The sequence below is a fragment of the Acinetobacter sp. YH12049 genome, assembly GCF_013419875.1.
In the GTDB taxonomy this organism is placed as follows: Bacteria; Pseudomonadota; Gammaproteobacteria; order Pseudomonadales; family Moraxellaceae; genus Acinetobacter; species Acinetobacter amyesii.
In genome coordinates, this window is the sequence record NZ_VOZH01000011.1 from 17,240 (window position 1) to 42,517 (window position 25,278).

23 protein-coding genes and 4 tRNA genes are annotated in these 25,278 nt (G+C 41.7%); 10 read left to right on the forward strand and 17 right to left on the reverse strand.

The genetic code is table 11. The features are described from left to right. Positions 1-39: 39 nt before the first annotated feature. Positions 40-195, reverse strand: coding sequence for a hypothetical protein (locus tag FTU05_RS06350; protein ID WP_180110372.1), 156 nt, complete (start codon positions 193-195; stop codon positions 40-42). Positions 196-544: 349 nt separating this feature from the next. Continuing rightward, complete coding sequence (wrbA, locus tag FTU05_RS06355) at positions 545-1,138, reverse strand: NAD(P)H:quinone oxidoreductase (RefSeq protein ID WP_180010538.1); 594 nt, start codon at positions 1,136-1,138, stop codon at positions 545-547. A gap of 112 nt (positions 1,139-1,250) precedes the next feature. Here wrbA and FTU05_RS06360 point away from each other — a divergent pair, with 112 nt between their 5' ends. Next, on the forward strand, positions 1,251-2,498 hold the full coding sequence (locus tag FTU05_RS06360) for a YihY family inner membrane protein (RefSeq protein WP_168379130.1): 1,248 nt from the start codon (positions 1,251-1,253) through the stop codon (positions 2,496-2,498). Positions 2,499-2,549: 51 nt separating this feature from the next. Here the strand turns inward: FTU05_RS06360 and FTU05_RS06365 are convergent, their stop codons facing one another. Continuing rightward, a complete protein-coding gene (locus FTU05_RS06365; RefSeq protein WP_373685274.1) occupies positions 2,550-3,479 on the reverse strand; it encodes a DMT family transporter in 930 nt (309 codons plus the stop codon). 103 nt (positions 3,480-3,582) lie between these two features. Here FTU05_RS06365 and FTU05_RS06370 point away from each other — a divergent pair, with 103 nt between their 5' ends. After that, positions 3,583-4,398, forward strand: a complete 816-nt coding sequence (locus tag FTU05_RS06370) for a helix-turn-helix domain-containing protein (RefSeq protein ID WP_180164651.1) — start codon at positions 3,583-3,585, stop codon at positions 4,396-4,398. A gap of 96 nt (positions 4,399-4,494) precedes the next feature. Then, on the forward strand, positions 4,495-5,268 hold the full coding sequence (locus tag FTU05_RS06375; RefSeq protein WP_180164653.1) for a tetratricopeptide repeat protein: 774 nt from the start codon (positions 4,495-4,497) through the stop codon (positions 5,266-5,268). A gap of 51 nt (positions 5,269-5,319) precedes the next feature. On the opposite strand, the gene FTU05_RS06380 is transcribed toward FTU05_RS06375, so the two are convergent. Both FTU05_RS06380 and FTU05_RS06385 read right to left on the reverse strand, forming a co-directional pair. Further along, positions 5,320-5,961 (reverse strand): fumarylacetoacetate hydrolase family protein, encoded by a 642-nt coding sequence (locus FTU05_RS06380; RefSeq protein ID WP_180008422.1) that lies wholly within the window; start codon positions 5,959-5,961, stop codon positions 5,320-5,322. 32 nt (positions 5,962-5,993) lie between these two features. Further along, positions 5,994-6,491, reverse strand: a complete 498-nt coding sequence (locus tag FTU05_RS06385; RefSeq protein ID WP_180008423.1) for a YcxB family protein — start codon at positions 6,489-6,491, stop codon at positions 5,994-5,996. A 163-nt stretch (positions 6,492-6,654) separates the two neighbouring features. Between FTU05_RS06385 and FTU05_RS06390 the strand changes: the two genes are divergently transcribed. Further along, entirely contained in the window at positions 6,655-7,959 is a 1,305-nt protein-coding gene (locus tag FTU05_RS06390; RefSeq protein ID WP_180164656.1) for an SRPBCC family protein, read from the forward strand. 93 nt (positions 7,960-8,052) lie between these two features. Here FTU05_RS06390 and FTU05_RS06395 read toward each other — a convergent pair. The 4 genes from FTU05_RS06395 to FTU05_RS06410 all read right to left on the reverse strand — a co-directional run bounded on the left by FTU05_RS06395 (position 8,053) and on the right by FTU05_RS06410 (position 8,929). After that, positions 8,053-8,129, reverse strand: a tRNA-Arg gene (locus tag FTU05_RS06395). A 496-nt stretch (positions 8,130-8,625) separates the two neighbouring features. Beyond that, a tRNA-Arg gene (locus tag FTU05_RS06400) sits at positions 8,626-8,702 on the reverse strand. A gap of 45 nt (positions 8,703-8,747) precedes the next feature. Beyond that, positions 8,748-8,824: transfer RNA gene (locus tag FTU05_RS06405), tRNA-Arg, on the reverse strand. 15 nt (positions 8,825-8,839) lie between these two features. Beyond that, positions 8,840-8,929 (reverse strand) — tRNA-Ser (locus FTU05_RS06410). Between the two features lie 268 nt (positions 8,930-9,197). On the opposite strand from FTU05_RS06410, the gene rnr reads away from it, so the two are divergent. The 5 genes from rnr to FTU05_RS06435 all read left to right on the forward strand — a co-directional run bounded on the left by rnr (position 9,198) and on the right by FTU05_RS06435 (position 15,461). Next, on the forward strand, positions 9,198-11,615 hold the full coding sequence (rnr, locus tag FTU05_RS06415; protein WP_180164658.1) for a ribonuclease R: 2,418 nt from the start codon (positions 9,198-9,200) through the stop codon (positions 11,613-11,615). A gap of 160 nt (positions 11,616-11,775) precedes the next feature. After that, complete coding sequence (locus FTU05_RS06420; RefSeq protein WP_180164660.1) at positions 11,776-13,815, forward strand: M3 family metallopeptidase; 2,040 nt, start codon at positions 11,776-11,778, stop codon at positions 13,813-13,815. A 40-nt stretch (positions 13,816-13,855) separates the two neighbouring features. After that, on the forward strand, positions 13,856-14,065 hold the full coding sequence (locus tag FTU05_RS06425) for a YheV family putative zinc ribbon protein (protein ID WP_171256675.1): 210 nt from the start codon (positions 13,856-13,858) through the stop codon (positions 14,063-14,065). Positions 14,066-14,081: 16 nt separating this feature from the next. Then, complete coding sequence (locus tag FTU05_RS06430; protein WP_180133479.1) at positions 14,082-14,519, forward strand: hypothetical protein; 438 nt, start codon at positions 14,082-14,084, stop codon at positions 14,517-14,519. Between the two features lie 66 nt (positions 14,520-14,585). Further along, positions 14,586-15,461 (forward strand): DMT family transporter, encoded by an 876-nt coding sequence (locus tag FTU05_RS06435; RefSeq protein WP_180164661.1) that lies wholly within the window; start codon positions 14,586-14,588, stop codon positions 15,459-15,461. An 87-nt stretch (positions 15,462-15,548) separates the two neighbouring features. Here the strand turns inward: FTU05_RS06435 and FTU05_RS06440 are convergent, their stop codons facing one another. From FTU05_RS06440 to FTU05_RS06460, 5 genes are all read right to left on the reverse strand, one after another. Then, positions 15,549-17,834: a TRAP transporter large permease subunit gene (locus tag FTU05_RS06440; RefSeq protein ID WP_180164663.1), complete on the reverse strand. Its 2,286-nt coding sequence runs from the start codon at positions 17,832-17,834 to the stop codon at positions 15,549-15,551. A 190-nt stretch (positions 17,835-18,024) separates the two neighbouring features. Beyond that, positions 18,025-18,597, reverse strand: coding sequence for a rhombosortase (gene rrtA / locus FTU05_RS06445; protein WP_168379122.1), 573 nt, complete (start codon positions 18,595-18,597; stop codon positions 18,025-18,027). A gap of 43 nt (positions 18,598-18,640) precedes the next feature. Next, positions 18,641-19,705 (reverse strand): hypothetical protein, encoded by a 1,065-nt coding sequence (locus tag FTU05_RS06450; RefSeq protein ID WP_180160143.1) that lies wholly within the window; start codon positions 19,703-19,705, stop codon positions 18,641-18,643. A gap of 519 nt (positions 19,706-20,224) precedes the next feature. Next, positions 20,225-20,611, reverse strand: coding sequence for a hypothetical protein (locus tag FTU05_RS06455; protein WP_180164666.1), 387 nt, complete (start codon positions 20,609-20,611; stop codon positions 20,225-20,227). Next, complete coding sequence (locus FTU05_RS06460) at positions 20,604-20,861, reverse strand: succinate dehydrogenase assembly factor 2 (RefSeq protein ID WP_078189264.1); 258 nt, start codon at positions 20,859-20,861, stop codon at positions 20,604-20,606. The genes FTU05_RS06455 and FTU05_RS06460 overlap by 8 nt, the downstream gene beginning before the upstream one ends. 181 nt (positions 20,862-21,042) lie before the next feature. Between FTU05_RS06460 and FTU05_RS06465 the strand changes: the two genes are divergently transcribed. After that, positions 21,043-22,215 (forward strand): acyl-CoA dehydrogenase family protein, encoded by a 1,173-nt coding sequence (locus tag FTU05_RS06465; RefSeq protein WP_180055988.1) that lies wholly within the window; start codon positions 21,043-21,045, stop codon positions 22,213-22,215. 43 nt (positions 22,216-22,258) lie between these two features. Here the strand turns inward: FTU05_RS06465 and FTU05_RS06470 are convergent, their stop codons facing one another. From FTU05_RS06470 to rplQ, 3 genes are all read right to left on the reverse strand, one after another. After that, entirely contained in the window at positions 22,259-23,056 is a 798-nt protein-coding gene (locus FTU05_RS06470) for an alpha/beta fold hydrolase (protein ID WP_373683914.1), read from the reverse strand. A 133-nt stretch (positions 23,057-23,189) separates the two neighbouring features. Further along, a complete protein-coding gene (locus FTU05_RS06475) occupies positions 23,190-24,680 on the reverse strand; it encodes an NAD(P)/FAD-dependent oxidoreductase (RefSeq protein ID WP_180164668.1) in 1,491 nt (496 codons plus the stop codon). A 216-nt stretch (positions 24,681-24,896) separates the two neighbouring features. Next, positions 24,897-25,262: a 50S ribosomal protein L17 gene (gene rplQ, locus FTU05_RS06480; RefSeq protein WP_005012953.1), complete on the reverse strand. Its 366-nt coding sequence runs from the start codon at positions 25,260-25,262 to the stop codon at positions 24,897-24,899. Positions 25,263-25,278: the final 16 nt, after the last annotated feature.

Genomic DNA, 25,278 nt, shown 5'->3' on the forward strand with positions numbered 1-25,278 from the left:
AGTCTATTGAAATGCTATTCGAAAACCATGGCGAATCAATTATTTTGAAACATCAGTTAAAGATTTTGAGTCCACTTTAACTTGATCTTGTTTCGCTAAAAATTCTTTTTCTTCAGCTTTTTTCTCTTGCGGGAAATCCATACTGTATAAACTGGCATTGCCGTACACAAGGAAGATGCAGCCAATACGGAACACAGGAAAGTCATTAGAAAATTAACAATAGACATCACACACCCTAAAGAAGAAATTTAAATACAAATCATGTAATCAAAAAATAAAAATAACGCGCCCAAAGACAGAGCAATATTCGACTCGAAACCATCACTGAGCAGGCTGTATTTAAAAACTTTCAATATATTGTTGATATCATTTATTTTTAATATTTCAAGAATAGTTCGACAGATTTATTTTTATATTTTGGGCGGTATACAACGTCATAAATAAAAAGACGTCACACGTAAATAAAGCAAGAAAAGTGCAATATTTAAGCCTTTTCTTGCCCGTTCGCTACAAAGTTAGCGCAACTTCCTAGAGCAAGTAAGTATCAAATCAACTTTTTGACGACTTCGCCTAGGCGTTTACCCAGCTCTTCACACAAATTACGCTCATCTTGACTCAATGACTGATCATGGCGTGGACCACTGACATGGCTTGCACCATAAGGTGTACCACCCGTTTTGGTATTCGATAATGCCGGATGGGCATTACTTAAACCCATAACCATCATTCCGTGATGAAACAAAGGCGGCAGCATGGTCAGCAAAGTACTTTCCTGTCCCCCATGCATTGAACCTGAACTGGTAAACACACAGGCAGGTTTGCCATGTAATGCGCCATTGAGCCAAAGCGCTGTGGTTTGATCCCAGAAATATTTCATTTCCGACGCCATATTACCAAAACGTGTTGGCGAACCAAGGGCTAAACCTGAGCAATGCGCTAAGTCATCTAAGCTACAGTAAATATCGCCTTCGGCAGGAATACTGGGCTGCACGTCAGTCACCACAGTAGATAAATTTGGAACGGTTCGTATTTTTACCGCCATTCCAGACGCTTCAATTCCATTGGCAATCAAATGTGCCATCTCACGTGTTGAACCATATTTGCTGTAATACAGCACTAGTACATAAGCTTGCGTCATTTTTATAAATTCAATGAAAAAAGAAAACTATACGGTATTTTTCCTATTTTTTGGTTAAGCTAAGTGATGAAAATTGCATAAACATGACTAAAATAACTCGAGACTTGAACGAATGATCGAAGCATTTTTAAAAAAACTTCCCTTTTACGACAAGAAATGGTTTCAGTTTGTTTTATTTGTCATTCGACGTTTTGAAGCCGATCGCTGCCGTGAACAAGCTGGATCATTAACCTATACCACCTTGTTTGCAGTGGTACCCATGTTGACCGTATTCTTGGTCATCATCTCCTCAATTAAAGCTTTAGAACCTGCTCGTCAACAGCTTCAACAATTGATTTATAGTAATTTCCTACCGAAAACGACAATTGCTTTTGATAAAGCACTGAATGCATTCACCGATAAATCCAGTAACCTGACTGTTATTGGTGTACTGTTTTTATTCATTACCACAGTTATGATGCTGACCAGCATTGAGACAGTATTTAACCGAATTTGGCGGGTGCGTGAGACACGTGGCGGCATTATTGGCTTTATGCGCTATTGGACTATTATCTCATTAGGCCCAATCTTACTGGGTAGCGCATTTGTTGTGTCATCTACCTTGGCCTCTATGAATGTCCTCAGCAATAATTTTGCAGGCTATGAACTGGATGGGGCTTTTCTGCTGTGGATCCTGTCTTTTTCATTGACCATTTTAGGTTTTTTCATTCTGTATTGGACGATTCCCAACCGTAGTGTGCCGATCAAGGCGGCGCTGATCGCGGGTGTCTTTAGTGCCGTGGTATTTGAATTACTCAAAAACCTTTTTGGTTTTGTCATGTCAAATTTCACCAGTTATCAAATCGTTTACGGTGCTTTTGCTGCGGTGCCAATTTTCCTACTTTGGATATTCCTTTCATGGAATATTGTGCTGATTGGGGTAGAAATTAGTTATGCACTGACCGCCTTTAATTCAGGCAAAGATCAAAAACGTCATCCTGTGATTATGTTGATGGATTTGCTGGAATTATTTTATAAAAAGCAAAAACTTGGTCAGAGCGTGACAGAAAAAGAAGCGCTTGAGGTTTTAGGGCGTGATGAAATTGGTCGCCTGCCGAGCTATATTTTATTATTTGAAAAGCAGCACCTGATTAAACGTACTGACGATGATCATTATGTATTGGTCCGTAATTTGACCCAAGTGGATTTCTGGAGTTTTTACAGTAAACTTCCCTATCCCCTCCCTAAACGCCAAGATTTAGGTCGCGTCGATCCAGATGATGTCTGGATGGAAAAAATTGGACCGCAACTGGTCGAATCGGATGATTATCTTGCGGCCAAACTCTCGATTCCGCTTGCGACTATTTTTGAAGAAAAATAACCGTACATAAAATGGAGAGCCGTAGCTCTCCTTTTTTATTTATACATGATCTTAGATCGCTGTACGTTGACGTCCCATCAATTTAGCTAACCATCGATGCAAGGTTACCGTCATCACCCCGACCATTACTAAGGCTGTCCCCAAGATAAAATTCAGCTCAATCGTTTCGTTTAAGATCAATACGCCAAAGACTAGACCAAAGATTGGAGTAAGGAATGAAAAAACGCCCAGACCATTGGCCAGATATTTACTTAACAGCCAAAACCACAACATGAGGCTGAAAAATGAAATAATGAGCACATGAAAAATCATGCTGCTGATGGACAGCACCGTCCAATGTACAGTCATTTGTCCTGTCAGCCATGCTACGGGTAATAAAAACACGCAACCACCGACTAACTGATAAAACAGCGTCTGAGTCGGAGGTGCATCAGAGAGTTTGGTGAGTCTTAATGAAATGGTGGTCAAGGCCCACATCACCCCTGCAAGTAATGCCATCGCATCACCCAACAGGGCTTGAGTGTTGACTGTAGTGCTACTTTCACGTCCCATAAACGACAGGACAATACCTGAAAAGGCAATAAAAATACCGACCCATTGGATCGCTGTGAGTTTTTCTTCAGGCAACTTCCAATGTAAACCTAGTGCCACGAATATCGGTGCGGTATAGAGCAAGACAACGGTATGTGATGCAGAGGTATAGCGCAGGGATTCTGCCACTAATATAAATTCGGCTGAAAATAAAAACGCCAACCAGATACCCGGTAGCAAGTATTCGCGTGTATATAAATGTGTACCCGGCTTGAGACGCATCAGTGGAAAGACCAACAGCGCAGCCAAACCCGATCGAATGGCAATTTGCATGATCGGCGCAATATCAACCGCGGCCAATTTCAAAATGACCTGCTGAATCCCTAAAATCATGCACAAAATAATCATCAGACCAGAAGCTTTTGCATCTAGCGCCTTACGCTGTTCCACACTTTTTACTCGACAATACGACAAGCAACACTATAGAACTGTCAGAAATAAAATATATACTTCAAAATAGACAAGTGATCTTCTTATTCAGGCAAAATTTCTCATGTGTCATAAAGCTCGTGCAGATCATACGCAGTTGCAACAACTTCCCACTAACGATGAAATTCAAGCAGCGCTGTGGATCAGTTTTCGTGACGATCCTGCACTGTCTGTTTATCCCGTCCATGGGCATGCTTGGGGCGAGTTTGTCTATGCCTTTAATGGCGTAATGGAAGTGAACATCAATCAGATAGACTATATTACCCCACCACCTTATGGCATCTGGCTTCCCCCACACTTAGAACACAGTGGTTTAAATCGTACTGCAGTTTCACATGGCACCTTATATGTACATGAATCTCTATGCACCCACTTGCCGAAACAACCGGGGATTTTACTCAGCTCACCTTTAGTTACAGCGATATTCAGCCATTTGCGTCTGTTGCATCAACAAGCCGATCTCCTGGAAAATACGGCCGAATATCAACGCTTACTCCATGTGATCTTAGATCAACTGCATCAAGCCAAACTGGTCAGTAGTTATTTACCGCATTCGGAACACCCTGCCCTCAAACAACTGCTTGATTATTTACATCAACATCCTGCGGATCAGAGCGCGCTTGAGCAATTGGCACAGCGGATAAACATGACGGAACGTACTCTGGTACGTTATTGTCAAAAAGAACTTGGGATGTCGCTGCATGAATGGCGACAACGCCTCAAAGTCATGAAAGCCATGTCGATGCTCAACGCAGGTCAAACCGTCGAAAATATTGCTTTAGAACTTGGTTATGCCAATGCCTCGGCGTTTATAAATATGTTTAAAAAATGGATGCTTTGCACCCCAGATCAGTTTAGAAAATCTGCCTTAAAGCCCTAAATGTGTTTAAATTTAGCTATAAGGGTCTCTATAAAGTGATTCAACAATCCGCTAAGATCAAAAAATCCACAAAGAATGATAATGACTCCCTTTCGAATGAATAAAAAAACCATTTTAGCGCTGTGTTTATCTGCCGTATTTTTAACGGCTTGTAGTTCCAAAGAACAGCGTGAATTTAATTCTGCACTCAAAACCGCTCAAACGGGCGATGCGACTGCACAAATGAAAGTGGGTGATTTATACCTCAGTGGAACGGGCACAAAACAAAATATCGAACAAAGTGTACATTGGTACAAAGCTGCTGCGGATCAAGGCACTACGGACGCATTCGCATGGTTGATGACTCAAGCCTACCAAGGAAACCCGCATGCAGATCAAGTGATTCGAAAGATGCAGCAAGATGGCAATATTTTCCTTGCACACTGGGTGCTAGACCTTGCAAAAAACACCCATGATCCTGCTGCTGAATATACTGTTGGTTGGATGTACGACACGGGAAAAGGCTTAATTCAAGATAAGCACCAAGCGCAAATTTGGTATGAAAAAGCCGCCAAACAAAAGAATGTCGAAGCAATCAAAGTCTTGGGAAATCAACACTATTTTTCTGAACATCCTTCGTCTACACCCGACAAAGCTGCCGAATATTTAAGCTATGCTGCAGAACAAGGACAAGACGCTGACGCCGCGATGAAAATGGCACATTATTATCATTATGACATTCGAGATGGTGAAAAAGCGCGACAATGGTATGCCAAAGCTGGTGCATTGGGAGACACCGACTCACAGCATATGGCCGACACCTATGAAACATGGAAAGACACTGGTCCTTTACAACCCAATGAGCCACCACCATCAAGCAGTACTGAATAGATCAATCAAAAAAGGCTGCATTAAGCAGCCTTTTTGTATGTCGTTCACAGATTATTTGACAAAGGTTGTCCAGACATAGTCCTGATTTTTGCCTTTTAGGGTCATTTTCAACTGCTCACCTGACTGTAGTGCCGCGACACCTGCAGGCGTACCCGTCATGACCACATCACCCGCCTCAAGACTAAACACTTGGCTAATATCGGCCAACAAAGTACCCACATCAAAAATCAGCAATGCAGTATCACCGTTCTGACGCAATTCATCATTGACATGCAAGGTATAATGCACATCTTTCCAATCTTGAACCACCTCTTGGACATCGACCCAATCCGCAAGGATGCAAGAACCATCATAAGCTTTGGCACGCTCCCAAGGCTGACCTTTTTTCTTTAAGTCATCTTGTAGATCACGCAAAGTCAGATCTAGGCCCAAAGTCACAGCTCCAACTGCTTCTAAGGCTTTGAGAGGATCAGTTTCAGCCGATAAAGGACGATCAATACGTAAACTTAATTCGCATTCATAGTGGCAACTGCCCCATGCAGGATTCCATGTGATGCCTTGCTCTAATGCGGTTAATGCACTTGGCGGCTTCATAAAAAGCACAGGACGGTCAGGAATTGCATTGCCTAATTCTTTGGCATGATCTGCATAACTACGACCGACGCAAACAATTTTAGATGGACGTGACTGCATACTACTCCCTCTTTTGTTATGAATAGATTGTCTTAGTGCTGAAAAGTATTGCTAAAAATCGCTTGGTCCGCAGTATCTTTAAATGCACTTTTCGGCACAATAATCACGGTTTTATTTTTCAGCTCAAGCATATAGGTCAATTTGCCTTCAGCAAAATTGGCCACTTCAGCATAATGGAAGATATTCTTACGACCATTGGCATGAATTTCTGCATAGTCTTGAAATAAATCAATACCTTGTTCACTTTTTCCTAATTGGTATTTTACAAACTGACGTTTAAACATCATCGGTAAAAACCAATAACGCATGATACCTTGAAGAAGTAAAAAGAAAGCACCCAGCCCAACATAGTAGGCACCGACACCATTTACACCTAAGTAAAAACCCCAGATGATAATCCCAAGGCTAATGGCTGGCGTTAAAAAACGCGTAAATTGCTTTTTGCCAAAAGTAGCTAGTGCAAAACCATCCTGTGATTCTTCTAGATTTAAAAAATAGCGCAGCGATAATGCAGGTAGATTTTCAGACATAAGCGTATGAATATTTAAAAATGAATTGCGCTAAATACTACACCACAATTCAAACTTGCTTCATGCTTTTTAATGGTCGGTTGTAACACATCACTACTTCCCTTCCCTCTAGAAATACGTTAAAAACAGCAACAAATAAAAGATTGCATACGCAGGATGTGACATGCAGATAACAAAAATAATCATGGTGCTGGTGTTTCTGAGTGGACTGAGTATCTCGACCAGTTGGGCCAAATTCGTTCAATGGCAACCCCAGATCCCTAGTAGTTTGGACTTATTTAATGGCAATGCCAAAGCCTTGGCAAATCTTGCCGGTGATCACATCGTGATTTTTGCACATCCTTCACAGCAAATTAGTCTACCCACGATGAAAGCAGGACAAAAAGTCGTTGGTAAATTTCAAAGTGCCGCGGTGGTTGTCCCAACCAACAGTAAAAATGTCGCCAGATTACTCAGTAATTATCCAAACTACGCCGGCTTATTTCCCACGCTAAAATCTGCTGAGGTTTTGCAACAGCAAGGTTCAACCAGCCAAGTTGAATATCGCATCCACATCCCGACGCCGATTCCGGTTTTAAACTTTAAAGAAACTGTGGTGATGCAGCACCAAATTCAGCACAACAGCATTAATAGTTTGGTTCTAGAAGCACCAGTGCCCTTTGGTGCAGGGAAAATTGAATGGTTTGAGATTGATGCACAACACACCTTGATTAGTGTGACCCAATGGGGCGATTTAAATCAGCCCAAAGGTTTTTTGTTTAGCAAAATATTAAATGCCTTACCCGATGCCAAATTAGGGATTCCTGCGGGAACCAATGGTTTTTTACTCGAATCATTACAGCGCCGATTTAAAGCCTTTAGTAGTGAAACTCTCGCTGCAAATCAATTGCCTGAACTCAAATTAAATGCCTCTCAACTCGACAAAATCACCCAATTAAGTCAAAGCTCGAAAGAACCTGTGTCCTTTATTTTGACAGCGCAGCGCGTTCCCTTTGGGCAAAATTATGAATTGATGCGCTTTAGTACCAGTTTTCAATATTATGCACAAGAGCCTTCGAGCTTACAGCGCTGGATTAATGTGTCTTCGTTCAAGCACTTATTTCCAAGACAAGTCAAACATATGCAAGTGCAGAAAATTAATCCGCACCTCATGGATGCCGACTATAAAATTTTGGTGGGTTTAGGTGTGATCAATATTCCCTTCGATTTTAAAATGCGTTTTAACTATCCCGATTTATTGCAAAATCAATATACCGCAACCGGTGGGGACTTAAAGTTTGTCCGAGGTGCAATGCATATTCGCCCCTTACAACAAGGTTCGTTATTACAATTGACCAGTGCGATGAAGATTGATGACAAAGCGCCTTTTTTACTTCGTGCTATGCGCAGTATGCCGTATCACGACATGCTGCCGGCTTTAGGCGGCAATACAGTCTTTGCACTCAAAGTTAAACAGAAGTTAAATTAGAACCTTGAGTGATGAGCTGAATTTATTGGTTTTAGCTATATTTCAGACACAAAAAAACCGCAACATGTGCGGTTTTTTCAATCTTGATCAAGTTGGTGCGCTCAGAGAGATTCGAACTCCCGACCCCTTAGTTCGTAGCCAAGTGCTCTATCCAGCTGAGCTATGAGCGCGACGTCTTGATGAGGCTCATTATACGTGATTTTTATTTTTTGTTAAGAGCTTTTTCATATAAATTTAACCAAACGCACAGCAAATAAACAATTGCCCTTTAAACACGCTAAAAATCAGCCAGATTTACTTTTTTAATGGCTTTTTCATCACAAGTTTGGAATCTACAGGTAGCTGTACTCACTTATAAATGCTCAAGATAGATAACAAGTATATCGCCATCATTGAATCACGGCTTTAAATGAGTCAACTTTTCCTTGCCTTAGATTTAAAAAATTGCATCACCATGAACATCTGAAAAAAAAGGTTATCTATGGAAGAAAACAAAATCAAATTTACTGATGGGTCGTCTTATGAAAAAGAACGCTTTATACAATCCAAGCAAAAGACAAAAGACAAAAGACAAAAGACAAAAGACAAAAGACAAAAGACAGCTATATCAAAGCGATAAATCACAAGCACAAAAAAACCGCAACATGTGCGGTAATTTGTTCAAGTTGGTGCGCTCAGAGAGATTCGAACTCCCGACCCCTTAGTTCGTAGCCAAGTGCTCTATCCAGCTGAGCTATGAGCGCGTAACTTGTGTCGTCTTAAAAGACTACGTTTTCAGATTTACTTATTGGTGCGCTCAGAGAGATTCGAACTCCCGACCCCTTAGTTCGTAGCCAAGTGCTCTATCCAGCTGAGCTATGAGCGCGACATAAGTAAATCGTGGCGGTGAGAGAGGGATTCGAACCCTCGATACAGTTGCCCGTATGCATCCTTAGCAGGGATGTGGTTTCAGCCACTCACCCATCTCACCGTAACGTGCCGCCATAATACAAAGATCATGATACGACTGCAAGCACAGTCGTTATATTTTTTTCATTTTTTTACTCAATTAGATATTTTTTAAACGATTTTCAAAAAATTAGTGCAAAATTAGTTCAGCACGCGCTGCTATCCCCTACTTTTCAGCTTTAAACATTATAAAATATCGGCATAAAACACTTTATTGCAATCAATTGCGTGCAGTATCTGCTTGCATGACTTATGCTAATCCTAATCTTCTGATTTGAAGCCAAATACATATGAAAAACTGGGTCGACCCTGAAGCAAAAGCTGAAGCCGAACGTTATGACAATCCAATTCCAAGCCGTACTCTGATTCAAGAGACGATTGAACAACTGAAAACTGCAATGTCGCATGCCGATCTTGTAGAACATTTTGAAATTGCCGATCAAAAAAGTATTGATGCACTGAGTCATCGTCTGATTGCGATGGTTCGAGATGGTCAGTTGATGAAAGATGGATTTAAGTTCCAGCTTGCAGCTGAGCAACCGACTCATGAAGCAACGGTTTATATCAACTCAAAAGGTTTAGGCACAGCCAATATTAGCGGTGAAGATGACCTTTTACTTCCTGAGCGTGAGTTACGTCAGGTGTTTAATGGTGACCGTGTTAAAGTCCGCCAAACTTCGGTAGACCGTAAAGGCAAAGCATGGGGCTTTATTACTGAAGTTCTACAGCATCGTGTCAAAGAAATTATCGGTAAAGTGTCTGAGTATGAAGGTGAATATTTTATTCAGCCGGCAAATCCCAATGCACACCAACCGATTACGTTAGAAAGAGAATTAATCGAGCATGCCAAAGTCAAACTCGGTGACTCTGTACGTATTGCGATTGACAGCTACCCAACCAAAGAGGAATTTGCGACAGGTCATATTGTTCAGTCGATGGCTGATAAAGCAGACACTGAAATTATTATTCCGCAAACCATTTTAGAATTTGGTTTACCTTACGAATTCCCTGAAGCGGTACAACAAGAAGCCAACAGCTTTAAAGAGCCATCAGAACAAGATCGTGAAGATCGTGTCGACTTACGTGATTTAGCGCTTGTCACCATTGATGGTGAAGATGCCCGCGACTTCGATGATGCCGTGTATGCGGAAAAACGTCCGGGTGGTGGTTATCGTGTTGTGGTGGCAATTGCCGATGTCAGCCATTATGTACGTCCGGGTAAACCGCTCGATGACGAAGCTCAAGAGCGCGGTACATCGGTGTACTTCCCTCATTTTGTATTGCCGATGTTGCCTGAGGCGCTGTCGAATGGTTTATGTTCTTTGAACCCACACGTAGACCGTTTATGTATGGTCTGTGATTTAAACTTATCTCGCGCGGGTCGTGTTACTAAGTTTGAATTCTATCCGGGTGTGATGCATTCCAAAGCTCGTTTGACCTATACTCAAGTGGCCGAATATTTTGAGGGTAATAGTCAAGCCATTCCTGACGACCGTGATGTACGTAAATCGGTCAATACCTTATTCCAATTGTATCAAGTGTTGAAAGGCTTACGTGCTGAACGCCACGCGATGGAATTTGAAACCGTTGAAACTTATATGACCTTTGATGAGCTAGGCGGTATTAACGAAATCCTACCGCGTAGCCGTAATGATGCACACAAACTGATTGAAGAATGTATGTTGCTGGCAAACGTCGCAGCGGCAGAATATGCATTAAAAAATGAAATTCCAATGCTGTACCGTGTGCATGAGCCACCTGAGTTTTCACGCATTCAAAAGGTTCGTGATTTTGTGAAGTTATTGGGGCTACCATTCCCTGAACAGCCGACTCAAGCTGACTATCAAGCCGTGATTGATGCCACCAAAGACCGTATTGATGCTCCAAGCATTCATGCGGTTTTACTCCGCTCAATGATGCAAGCTTATTATGGCGCGAACAATGCAGGTCACTTTGGCTTGGCTTATGAAGCGTATACGCATTTCACATCTCCAATCCGTCGTTATCCAGACTTGTTACTTCACCGTGCCATCAAAGCACAATTGAAGAAAAAACCTTACCCAATTTCTGGCGCTTCGCTGGATGATGCAGGTGAACACTTCTCTGCGACAGAGCGCCGTGCAGATGAAGCTTCACGTTCTGTCACTACGTGGTTGAAGTGCCATTATATGCAGCAGCATTTGGGTGAAGAGTTTGTCGGCACCATCAGTGCAACTGCTGAATTTGGCCTTTTTGTAACGCTCAAAGACTTATATGTTGATGGCATGATCCACGTCAGCCAATTGGGTGATGACTTCTTTGTCTATGACCAACCGAGTCAGAGCTTAATTGGTCAATCTCGAGGTCAAGTTTTCAGTCTCGGCGATGAAGTGAAAATTAAAGTCGCTGGCGTAAATCTAGAAGAGCGCAAAATCGACTTTGAATTGATTCAACAATTGAGCCATGCAGGTCGTGCTATTCGAGCGCGTGCACCTCGTGCTGCAAAGCCTACAGCCAAAGAAGAAGTCTTTTCAGAGCGTAAAACCAACGCTGCTGAAGATGGAGAACAACCCATACGACGCAAAAAATCGAAATCTAAGCCCAGTTCATTCGGTAAAAAGCCTGCTAAAAAATCTGCAAGCAAATCTGAAGCGAAGGCTAAAGATAAAGTGAAGAAAAAATCTAAACCGAAAAAGAAAAAATCCAATGCAAAATCATCTGCGGATTAAGGTTTAAATCAAGAGCGCTTCGGCGCTCTTTTTGATTCTTCAGGTCAGTGAAGACTTCTCGACCTCTGCAGAAGATGAATAATTCCTGATTTAGTCTTGATTTAACCCGCAACAAACCCTACATCTATAAATAACTCAGGATTTATATGAAGTAGAAAATATGACTTTAGAAAAGGCAACATTACCTGTTCCTCAATTTGATCAAATCACTTTAGATCAACTCAAAGAAAAAATTCAAAATGCGATTCAACACGGTCAACAATTTCTAAATGAACTGACGGTTGTTCCAGATTCGGTACAAAAACAACTGAATACTTTAGAACAGGTCGATGACCTTGAAAATAATATGAGTGAAGCTTGGGGCGTGCTGTCGCATCTGAACGCCGTGATGAATAATGCTGAAACTCGAGAGCTCTACCAATCTTTATTACCCAGCCTGAGTGAGTACTATACGCAGCTAGGTCAACATACAGTGTTGTATCAAACGTATCAGCATGTACATGACAACAGTGTATTCGACACGCTTCCTGCAGCACAGCAAAGCGCGATTAAACTTGCGTTACGAGATTTTAAACTTTCAGGCGTAGCCTTAGAAGGTGAAGCGAAAAAACGCTATGCAGAAATCTCTGCACGCCTTTCACAGTTATCATCCGACTTTTCCAACCACGTATTGGATGCCACCCAAGCCTACTTCAAACCATTAACTGAAGCGCAGCTCAAAGGACTACCTCAAGGCAGTATTGAACTTCTGAAACAATATGGTCAGCAACGCGAACTCGAACAGGCTGTAGCCACACTCGACTTCCCGTCTTATATTGCCATTATGACCTATGCAGAAGACCGCGAAGTGCGTGAAGCACTCTATAAAGCCTATACCACACGTGCTTCTGATCAGGCAGACTCTGCTGAATTTGATAATACAGCGGTCATGGAAGAAATCTTGAAACTACGTCAGGAAATGGCTAGCCTGCTTGGTTTTAACAACTACGCCGAATTGTCCTTGGCAAGCAAAATGGCACCCGATGTGGCAACTGTAGATCAGTTCCTGATTGAACTGGCAGAACATGCGCGTGTACCAGCAGAGAAAGAAATCGCTGAACTGAAAGCCATTGCAGCGCAAGACGGTATCACTGAGTTACAACCGTGGGATGCCACTTTCTATTCAGAAAAACTCAAAGTTCAACAGTTTAATTTGTCACAAGAAGACCTGAAGCCCTATTTCCCTGCACCTAAAATTATTCAAGGCTTGTTCAGCATTGTAAATCGTCTCTATGGCATCAATGTAATCGAGCGTGAAGCGCCAGTTTGGCATCCTGATGCACGTTATTTTGAACTTGAAGATCAAGGCAACGTGATTGGCGGTTTTTACTTTGACCTGTATGCACGAAGCGGTAAACGTGGCGGGGCATGGATGAGCGGTTTCCGTTCACGCATGCAAACTGAAAATGGTCTACAAAAACCAATTTGCTACATGGTCTGCAACTTCACCCCACCTGTCGGTGAGCAAGCTGCTTTACTCACCCATGATGAGGTAACGACGCTGTTCCACGAATTTGGTCATGGCTTACATCACATGCTCACTGAAGTCGATAACATTGCTGTGGCTGGTACACATGGTGTGGCGTGGGATGCGGTAGAGCTGCCAAGTCAATTCATGGAATTTTGGACTTGGGATCAAGAAAGTTTAGATTTACTCAGTGAACATATCGAATCAAAACAAACTTTACCAGCCGATCTGTTAAAAGCACTACAAGATGCGCGTTTCTTCCAGTCAGGGATGCAAACGTTACGTCAAATTGAATTTGCCATGTTTGACTTAAATATCCATAAGGCCAACCCTGCTTTGGACGCTGCAGGCATCCAACAAACCTTAGATGATATTCGTCAAAAATATGCAGTTGCACCCACTACTTCGTACAACCGTTTCCAACATGGTTTCAGTCATATCTTTGCAGGTGGTTACGCTGCTGGTTATTATTCATACAAATGGGCAGAGGTTTTGGCAAGTGATGCCTTCGACCGATTCGAAAATGAAGGAATTTTTAATACTTCGACTGGCAAGTCGTTTAGACAATTTATTCTAGCAGTTGGCGGAAAAGATACGGCACTTGACGCATTTATCAATTTCCGCGGACGCGAGCCAAAAATAGATGCTTTGCTGCGTCATCAAGGTTGGACGAACGCATCTAAAAACGCTTAAACTAGGGACCTTAGTTAGATTCAAGGTAAGTATGATGACCATTAAACGACGCTTCATTGCAGGTGCAAAATGTCCAAAATGCCAAGCGATGGACCGGGTTGTCATGCTGACCTCTGGCGAAGACGAATGGATCGAATGCATTGATTGTGGTTACAGTGAAAATCGACCGACTCATGTCGATCAACCTGAACAACCTGCCGTGCCAGACGATATCGGTGTGATCCAATTTAAGCCACGTCAGCCTAAATAAAAATTAAGGTCAAACAATGACAGAAGATCAAAGACATAATCCAAAATTGTTAGTTGGAATCATTGGGGGCTTAACGTTATTGATTGCTATCTTTTTTGCATATCAATGGTTAAGCAGCAGTACAGCAGATAAATCTGCGCTTCAAGAAGAACTGGTCGCTGCACCGGCTAAACCGCCTGTTGCAGTCCCAGTCCAATCTGAAACTGAAGCATCAGTCCCTGTCGCAGAGACTGAAACCCTTAAATTGGTCGAAGAAGACATTTTAGATGCAGCTGTACCTGAAAATGCCTCTTTAGCCAAAGAGGAAATTGCCAAATTAGATGACATTCAACAACAATTGAATGATCAGGAGCAAAGCTTAAAACAGCAACATTCAGATGCAGATGAGCTGATTAAACTGAAAGAAGAACAAATTAAATTACTCGAAGCACAGTTAGCACAACAAGCAAAATAACCGACTTCTGCTACACCATGCGTACTTATAGGCTAGAATATCATCAGATTTTCTAGCCTTTTTGTTATGTCCACTACTACACCACAAAATATCCCCAAAGCAATTGGCTTTCTCATGCTGTCAGCACTGCTTTTTTCCATCATGGGGGTTTGTATACGCTACGCATCCCACACAGTAGATAATGCCACCATCGTATTTTTTCGCAATGCGGTTGGCTTATTGATCTTTCTACCTTTGATCCTACAAAAGGGCAGCACGTTTTTTAGAACTGAAAAACTGTGGATGCATACCTGGCGTTCAATCGTAGGCTTGGTGGCAATGTATGGCTTTTTTTATGCCATCGCACACTTAAAACTCTCCAATGCCATGGTCTTCACCTATTCCTCGCCGATCTTCATCCCCTTAATTGCATGGTTATTTTTAAAAGAAAAAATGACCCTGAGTATGCTCATTGCCGCCGTCATTGGTTTGATTGGCGTGCTCTTCGTCGCAAAGCCCGATGCAGGAATGTTTAATCAGTTATCACTGATCGGACTGAGCGCAAGCTTCTTGGCAGCCATGGCATTTGTCACTGTCCGTGCCCTTACAGCAACCGAGCCGCCTGAACGCATCGTGTTTTATTTCTGCTTTTTTGGCACACTCATTTCCATGATCCCGATGTTCTGGCTTTGGCGTCCTTATAGTTTCAAGGAGTTTGCTTTTCTGATTACAGCGGGGCTTTTGGCCAATATCAGTCAAATTTTTATGTCCAATGCCTATAAGCTTGCACCCGCAGGTCAAATTGGCCCCGTGAACTATATCGCGATTATTTTTGCGGGTATTTGGGGCTTTGTTCTTTGGCAGGAACTGCCAGACATTTACAGCCTATTCGGCTTTGCTTTTATATTTTTAGCGATTTTGCTCTGTAGTCCAATCCTACAAAATAAGTTTAAAAAGTCATAAATATCCATTCATTTACCTTCAAACGCACAGCCCCCTATTCAATAAAAAAAGCACCCGAAGGTGCTTTTTTAATGCTTCAAAATTAATTTATTGATACCAACCAAACAGCTTAAAGAAATACGGCAGATACGCAATAATCAACATTGCAGGGAACAGCACAATCAGCGGCAAAATCCAACGTTCATAACGGTAATAAAACGACAAGTGACGAACTTCAGCATCCGCTTCATTGACTTCAGCATCCCCTATCGACTGTCGGGCCAAGAGGTGGTTCAATGCAACTGGAGGCGTAACATAACCTAGCTCAAAACCAATGAGTGTAATCATCCAAAAATGCACAGGATGAATACCGTATTGATAGGCTACAGGAGCAATAGTTGCAGAAATTAAAATGACTGCGCCAAACGGATCCATAATCATACCCACAAAGACCATCAATCCGACAATCAATGTGATAACCAAAAAAGTACTGCTGATATCAGTTGGGAATAAACTCATGACTTCAGTACGCTCTAGCAATCCACCAACGCTTACCGAAAGCGCCATCAAAATAACCAAAGCACCGATATGTCCAACGGTTTCACTGGTCGAAATATGCATCGACTTCCAAAAACCAACTTGACGTAGAATTTGCATAGAGCTGGATTGAGCCACTGTATGATTCGCAGCCTGCCCATCATCTGTGCTATTGCCATGTAATCCTTCACGGTATTCTGCATGTGCAACCTGTGCGCCGGCTAAAGCAGGTTCAGCATTCGCACTATAATTTGCTGTTAGTGTTTCATCCCAATGCCCAACTGCTGACAATGGTGCTGGCTGATGACGTAATTTATCCACTAAAACGATCATCAGCAGAATAACAGGCATCATGACTGGTGCAGTAAATTCATTTAAATCTGTATTCAATAAATATTTATAGAACATCCAGATCAGCACGAAAATCACAATATAAGGAATAACGGCTAAGAAGGCACGTCCTGACTGCGGCGCTGCCACATTGGCTTGAGCAATACGGAACTTATGTTCTGCAAAAAATAACGACACAATTAAAAACATCGTAGATGTCAGCAAGAACGTATAAATACCATATTGATAAAGCAGATCCGTGGTCACTTCTTTATTTAGCGATGCAACAACCACAATCAATAAGCATGGACGTAAAACCACCCCAAGCGAACCGGACATTGCTGTTGCAGCCAAGGCAAATTGACGGCGTCCGCCAGCGTTCCACACTTCCTTATAAATAATCGCGCCTGCCGCAATGACAAAGATCCCCGATGCTCCAGTATAGGCTGTAGGCAATGCTGCTGCGATTAAAATCAGCCATGTTAAAGTCTCAGGAGCTAAGTTCCATGGGCGTAAAATATTCAAGAATAAATCTACGACACGGGTTTGCTTCAACAACATACCCGCCCAAATGAATAACGCTAGATTCAGGAAAATACTTGAAAACTCGACCAATTGCCCTAAATAGATGCCTTGCCCCATCGGGTAGTCCATAAAGAAGATAAAGGCGATACCTGTAATCAACGCCATATACGCATATAAAGGCACGCTTAGGAACGCGAAACTAAGACTACCGCCCTCTTTGGCATCTTTTGGCGGACTAAACAATTGCAAAACACTGATCAATGTCAGGATTGAGAACAGCGTCATCCACATCCAATAAATCAGTTCAGTTTCGGTGGTCATTGGAACTCCCGAATTTTTCACTGAATTGAATTGGCTGATACTTGAGTAGGTTAACAGTCCATTACCGAAGCTCATCATCAGGCTATAAACACGATAATCCTTCTTGGTTGCAGGACCGCGTAGACCAATATGATGAATATTCAATGTCGCACTAATCGCAGCTATAACCACCATAAAAATCAACAAAATGGCGCGATTTTCAGTACCAAATTTAAAGATACCGAAGAAGCTTGTTTCAAAATTACGATAGGCGCGAATACTCGGATGCTTCTCCATATGTTGCATGGCTTTATCATAAAATTGATACTTTTCTTCACACTGCTGCACACCCGCTAAAATAGACGAACGAACGTCATTCTCAGATGCCGTACCAAAAAAATCAGCAAACTCATCTGCTGCATTGGCTTGCATTTGAGTTTTCACCAACGCATCGACATTCGGGTTACGGTCACATTCAGGCTTGGCAGGCTCAGCCCTTAAAAAAGAGTACTGCATACCTGTTGCAGGGTCACCATACAGTCGCTCTCCCATACGGAGCAACTGCCCATGGATCATCTCCCCTGTACCGATAATTAGTGTAAGCAGAAGCAAGATCAATACGACTAGAGTCGAAATCCATTCTGTCCAGACATAACGTAACAGACCAACGATGCTGGATCTGTTTTGTGCATCATTTTGCATGAGTCTTCCTATTTTTATTTTGGAGCCTAGCTGGACTAAGCATCCTCTTCCTTATCGGTTCGAGAAGTTCCTTTCCCTGACCTAACTGTTTTATTATTACGTTTAAATTTGCATCAATATTCAAAACATTAAAATGACAATATGTATTTTCTTTTCGGTTTTTTTTGTCAACCCAATCACCTAAAGTGAGCTAACGATCCCAGAAATAATTGCCAACAAGATAGAACAAGGCGATGATAATGCCCCAAATCACCCCCAATAAATGTGCTTCGACTAAAATGGGGCTTCCAATTAATTCAGCCGTTCCCGTATTGCCCACGGTATTTTCCCACACCAATTTTGCCAAAATCAGCAACAATACAAAGGCTGCAAAATTTCGCTCCCGTCGATACATCAAATGCACACAAGCGACCGCGACATAGGCACCATGTAAGACACCAGATAATCCGGCATAGGCTTCAATATCGGGTAAGAAAAAATAGAAACTTAGACTGATTAAAGGAGATAAAATCAATAAAATGGCAACAAAATGCCATGTCGAAACTCGTGGGAAAATAAACGGTAAGCAAATAAAGGCCAATATATTTAAAACAAAATGAATCCAACCGACGTGAACCCAATGTGCGGTCCATAAGCGCCAAAAATCATGAAATAAGTCATCTTGCCAATAGATAAAATAATCTTTAAATACCTGTAGCGAGGCACAGATCGAAACGAATACGGCAAGAAAGACAATTTTCGGTATTAAAAATTGTAGTTTCATTTTCGCTCCTCCTGTACCTCACTTTTAAACGCTATTGCAAAGATTAATTTGCAGCTGTGCCACTGGTTTCAATATCACCACTAAACAAATCATCGAGTTCAGAACTATTGGCACTTTCATCCCAGAAATGTTCCATACCATCATCAGCCGTACGAACGCCTGTATGTTCAGTCCAATAACGATCTGAAATCCCTTTCACCATGGTTTCAGCCATGCTATCGATGAGCTTAAATTGTGGATTAACAGGTTTCTCATCGCTACGCGCTTGTGCAAAGGTACGTAAGGCATCACGGATTTTCGCATCATCGCCACTGGCTTGTGCAGCAACCGCATATAAAGCATGTGACAGTCTCACACCCTTTTGCTCACCAATTTGCGTAGATTGTTTCAATGTTTGGTATGGATCAGGTTTTCCATCTCCAGCGCCTGGCAATAAGGTCCAGATCACAGCGCGGGTTGCATTTGGTGCACCCCAAAATTTTTCATTATTCAGACACACCATACCGCGTTCAACAATCGCAGCAATGTCTTTAGGAACGTTTACCGCCCCACCCGAGTTAATATCATTGGTCATGGCCTGTAAGCCACTCAACATCCCCAACATATACACTGTTTGGTCAATGTCGCTGTTCATTTTTGGACAGCCTTCACCTAGACTTTTCTTATACTTCTTTTCATAACGATCTTGAAATAATTGATAGCCGGTATATTGACGCTGTGCAGCAAGTGCCGCCCAACGCTTTTGTTCAACACGTGCATCCTGCGCTTCGGTCACTTGGTTGGCTTTAGACGCACGTAAATAACGTAACTCTGCATTCAAGGCTTTTTGTTCTGCACAAATCCCTGCTGCTGAATACATCAATACGGCCACACGTGTTGGGTCTGCGCCCATATCTTTGGTGGCCATAATGGCTGGTGTTAATGAATTACCTGAATTACACACCATTTCAGCATCTTCCATCGCTAAAATGGGTGGCACAATATGTTTTTCGGTAAATCCGAGTGCAACATTGGCACCGGTTTTTACAACCTGCGAACACCCCGCAAATAATGTACTTGTTATTGCTACAACTGCCACACCCTGGCATATTTTTTGGACGCTCGACATTTTCCTGTCCTCTATAATTGTGTTTATGTCCATCACGACAAACATATCAGAAGCAAAAAATGAATAAAAGAGTATTTGCTCTAATTTGAACGACACAATGTGCCATGAATCACATTGAATGCAATTGACTGATTTTTTAAAAAGACTAAATTTTAGGCAAAAAAAAGTAGCATAGCGACGGTTCGGCACATGCTACTTATTAACTGTGAAAGCGTTGACTGCTTATTTTTGAGTTAACTGTTCCTTCAGCACTGTTCCTAGTCGTCCTATAACAATTGCTAACACAATCGCTATTACCAGAAACATCCAAGTTGGCATCATCATGATGATTTCCTTTAACGGCTGTTGGTAAGGCTAATATATAGGCAGAGAATCACCGCACAGCTTAAAATTGTCAGACAATTTAAATATTTTGCCAATAAAATCCAATCCTGTTAGACAAAATTATTCCACCCACACCATAAGGTAATGAAATATTTAAATTTTATTAGATTTTAAAAATAAAAGACTGTCTAACAATTAGATCATTTTGGCCAATACTTTGAGTGATTTCCACTGTTTCAAGGACAATTGATCGCGCCAAATAATCACTGGTTTTGCACGCGCATGCATAAAATACACCACGATATACATTTGATGATCCAAAATATGGCTAATTTGAACGCGTTGCACTGGACGGTTGAGCCGTTGCAAAGACCAATCAGTTCCATCCAAATAATCTAGACTGATGACGTGTAAATGCTTACGGAAAAACAGAACATAAACCACTAGCCCGATGAGGAAAAATATCCCCCAAAGCATGGGTGTTAGTAACTGATAAAGCAGCGTCATCAATACCACAAAAATAAAAAACTGAAACACATGCGATAAAAAACTGCGTTTCAGTTTGAATTGCCGATTATCCATGAACGTAGTGTTTTAATTTTTGAATAAACGTTTTTAATTCAGGACGTGGTGGTTCACTGACTTCCATAAACCAATCCAACAAATCTGGATCTTCTGCAGCAACGAGTTCTGCAAACATGTCTTTTTCAGCTGCATCGGCTTGTAAATAGTAATTTTTGACGTAGGGATCAAAATAAACATCAATCTCTTTTAAACCACGACGTGCGCGGTAGATCACTTTACGCTCTTCTAAGCTGATTTCATCAGTCATTGTCTTCCCCAATCGTTGAACCCGTCTAGTGTAACTCATCCACCCCATTGAAGTGGAGTGTTTTCAAAGATTGACCGAATGCTTCATCGCATTTACTGCTTTTGAATGTTCTGCACATTGCAGTCACACGCTGCATCTTATAAGTTGAGACAAAGCCATAAAAATGAATAGGATATTCAAAATGCAATCTGGAGCGATTCGCCCACTCAACAACATGCTGCCACGTCAATTATTTAATGCAGAACATGATGCATTTCGTGAAACAGTACGAAAATTTTATGAAAAAGAAGTTGTGCCCAATATCGAAAAGTATGAAAAACAACAACATGTAGACCGTGACTTATGGAATAAAGCTGGTGCCATGGGCTTGCTTTGCCCGACCATGCCCGAAGCTTATGGCGGCTATGGTGTTGACCGGCTTTATAGCATGATTCTGATTGAAGAGCAGGCCTATGCTATGGACTCCTCTACCGGCTTTTCACTGCACTCCGACATCGTGGCCAATTACATTCATAACTTTGGCAATGAAGAACAAAAGTTGCATTGGCTGCCGAAAATGGCATCTGGCGAAACCGTGACTGCCATTGCAATGACCGAACCGGGCACAGGTTCAGACCTACAAGCCGTACGCACAACCGCTACAGAAGATGGTGATGACTATATTATTAATGGGTCAAAAATCTTTATCACCAATGGCTATTTATGTGACATGGCAATTGTGGTCTGCAAGACAGGCAATAGTGAAAAAGGTTCAGCCAATTTATCGCTAATTATCGTCGAAGCAGATCGCGTCGGTTTTAGTAAAGGCAAACCTTTAAACAAAATTGGCATGAAAGGTCAGGATACCTGTGAACTGTTCTTTGATAATGTCCGCGTCCCTAAAAGTAACTTACTCGGCATGCAAGGTATGGGCTTTATGATGCTGATGAAGGAATTGGCTTGGGAGCGCATGTTGGTTGCGATTATTTGCCAAGCCGGTGCAGAAGCAGCCTTTGCGCACACTGTTCAATACACCAAAGAGCGTAAGGCATTTGGCAAGACCGTATCTAGTTTCCAAAACACCCGTTTTAAATTGGCAGAGCTACGCACTGAAATCGATTTTTGTCGAACTTATCTAGATCGCTGTATGGAACTACAACTTGAGGAACAGCTCGGTATTGACGCAGCCGCAGCTGCTAAATACAAAATTTCAGAAATGTTCTCCAAAGTCGTGGATGAATGTCTGCAGTTGCATGGCGGCTATGGCTATATGCTTGAATATCCAATTGCACGGGCTTATATCGACAACCGTGCCAACCGTATCTATGCCGGTACCAATGAAATTATGAAAGAGCTGATTTCCCGCTCTTTATAACAACAAAGCCCATCATCGGATGGGCTTTTATATTCTTTCGATATCAACTTAAATCATTCACAAAATCACAGATGAGTGCAGCGACCAATGCGGGTTGCTCTTTGTGCGGCATGTGATGAAGCCCTTCCAAAATCTCTAGCTCAGCATCACCTTGTATACCCGAAAAAAGTTTCTGAGCTTGTGCTGTCGTCCCATATTCATCCAGTTCTCCATGGATGATCAAGCTTGGACACTGTACTTTTCCAACATATTGCTCGAGGTTCCATTGACGAAAACTCGGTGAGAGCCAAGTTTCAGTCCAAGCATCCAAAACCCATTGGGCTTTATCCCCATGGTATTTAGCCAAGCGTTCAAGCTGTCCCGGCTGCGCAAAACCTGTTTTGGCTTCACGTATACCCGATAATGTCAGTTCTTCCACTTCATACTGCGCAGCTATGGAGATCAGAGCTCGACATTGTTCAGGGTATGTAGTGGCAATGACGACTGCCATTCCCCCGCCGACACTATGCCCCATAACAATAAACTGTTGAATGGAATAATGTTGAAGAAGCGCCCTAAAGCTCCGCTGTGCTTCGGCATAGACAAAATCAGTACTTAATGGATCAGGGTTCGCTGATGATTTCCCGAAGCCCAACCGATCATAGGCAATCACCGTTCTGCAAGACTCAGCAGCCAATTGCGCAGGAAAATCACGCCACAAATCAACACTGCCTAGTGAATCATGCATCAATATAATCGGAGCCAAAGTTGCATCTTTATCTGTAGTTTCAGGCTGCCAAGCTTTGGTATATAGCTCATAAGCATTTAATTTTATAAATTCTGAATGTTCTTGAATATTCACATTAACCCTGTGTGCTTTTCCTTATTTCAACATGATATATTTTTCAACAAATAATGCGCATCAAATAAAACCCTAAAGTCACATATCTAAAGCAAAAAAAAGGAGCATGATGCTCCTTTTTTATGTAACTGACTTAAGAAACTAATCTGGGTTTAGCCGCTAGTTGATCAGACTTTTTTTCAAATTTCAGCACCCCATCTTCAAATGAAGCATGCTTTAATTCTTTACGATCTGCCAAATAGTTATTGCTGACTTTCCACGGTGCATGTTTACCCTGTTTTGGCATCACATCTGCTGCACGTGCAATATAGCCTGAAGTCAAGCTTCCCATTACTGTATCTTCTAACAACTCGGTCGCATCGCCTTGTGGAATCACTTGGTTATAACCATTTTGATCCATATAGTTAATCAATTTACAGATGTATTCAGAAGCAATATCGACTTTTAATGTCCATGAAGCATTAATATAGCCAATAATCATCGCCATATTTGGTACATCACTGACCATGACACCACGGTACAGCATATGCTTAGAGGTATTTAATGGCTGACCATCGATTGTGGCACTGATGCCACCTAAAATTTGAATGTTGAGACCTGTAGCTGAAATCACCACATCTGCATCAAGATGTTTACCTGATTTCAATTGAATGCCATTTTCAGTAAAACTTTCAATTTGATCGGTTTCAACAGATGCACGGCCTTCGCGTAAAATTTTAAACAAATCACCATCTGGCACCACACAAAGGCGCTGATCCCAAGGATTGTAATCTGGGGTAAAGTGCTTCATATCCACTTTACCTTTCAACTGCAACTCAATTGATTTTAATAAAAATTTACGGAGTAATTTAGGTTGCTTTTGTGCAATAGCATAAACAGCCCGTTGGACACCGATATTTCGTGCTCGGGTCAGTTTATAAGCAACATCTTCAGGTAATACTTTACGCATTTTGTTGTAAATGATGTCAATAGAAGGCACTGAGGCAATATAGGTCGGAGAGCGCTGTAGCATAGTCACATGCCCTGCACCGCCTTTTGCCATAGCTGGCACAAGGGTAATTGCTGTTGCGCCACTACCAATAATCACCACTTTTTTGCCTGCATAATTAAAATTTTCAGGCCAATGTTGTGGATGAATGAAGGTACCTTTAAAGATTTCCTGCCCTTTAAACTCAGGTTGGAAACCTTGGTCATAATTATAATAACCGGTACAACCAAAAACGAAGTTTGCGACCCAAGTTTGCTGTTTCTTTTTTGAATCTTCTATGACCACAGACCATTTACGAGTTTGTGAATCGTAGTTCGCACTCATAACACGCTGCTGAAAATGAATTTTTTCTTTGATCTTATATTCGTCAATCACTTCAGAAAGGTAGCCTTTAATCGAAGACCCATCAGCAAGCACACTAGATTTTTTCCACGGCTTAAAATTAAAGCCAAAAGTTGACATGTCCGAATCAGAACGAATACCCGGATATTTAAAAAGATCCCATGTACCACCAAAACTTTCACGACGTTCAATAATTTCAAATGAACGATTAGGACAATTTTTTGAAAGATGAGCAGCCAAACCTACACCTGAGATCCCTGCACCCACAATGAGAATATCAACTTGTTTTTCCATGTTGTTCTTTTAACCTATCTTAGATTTATATTTATTAAATCACATTTTTGACAATGCACAATGTCAAGTTTAAGCAAAAGGCGATTTATTTTTATCTTTTAAGGACAAATTGAATTATTGTCTAACAATATACAGCCAATACAAAACTGCAGGCATTAAAAAAGGTCGGTTAAAAACCGACCTTTTTTAGAACAACGTACGCTGCTCTTCACGAAATTAGTTAACTTCGCGATCTACTAGCTCAACGTAAGCCATCGGTGCAGCATCACCTGCACGGAAGCCCGCTTTAAGAACACGTAGATAACCGCCGTTACGTTCTTTGTAACGAGGGCCAAGAACGGTAAATAATTTACCAACAGTTGCAGCTGAACGAGTACGAGCAAACGCTAAACGACGGTTTGCTACAGAATCGACTTTAGCTAAAGTGATTAAAGGCTCAGCAACACGACGTAATTCTTTTGCTTTAGGAACAGTAGTTTTAATTAACTCGTGTTCGAACAAAGAATTAGCCATGTTTTGGAACATCGCTTTACGATGACTGCTTGTACGGCCTAATTTCACACCACTATTACGATGACGCATGGTGATAGTCCTACTT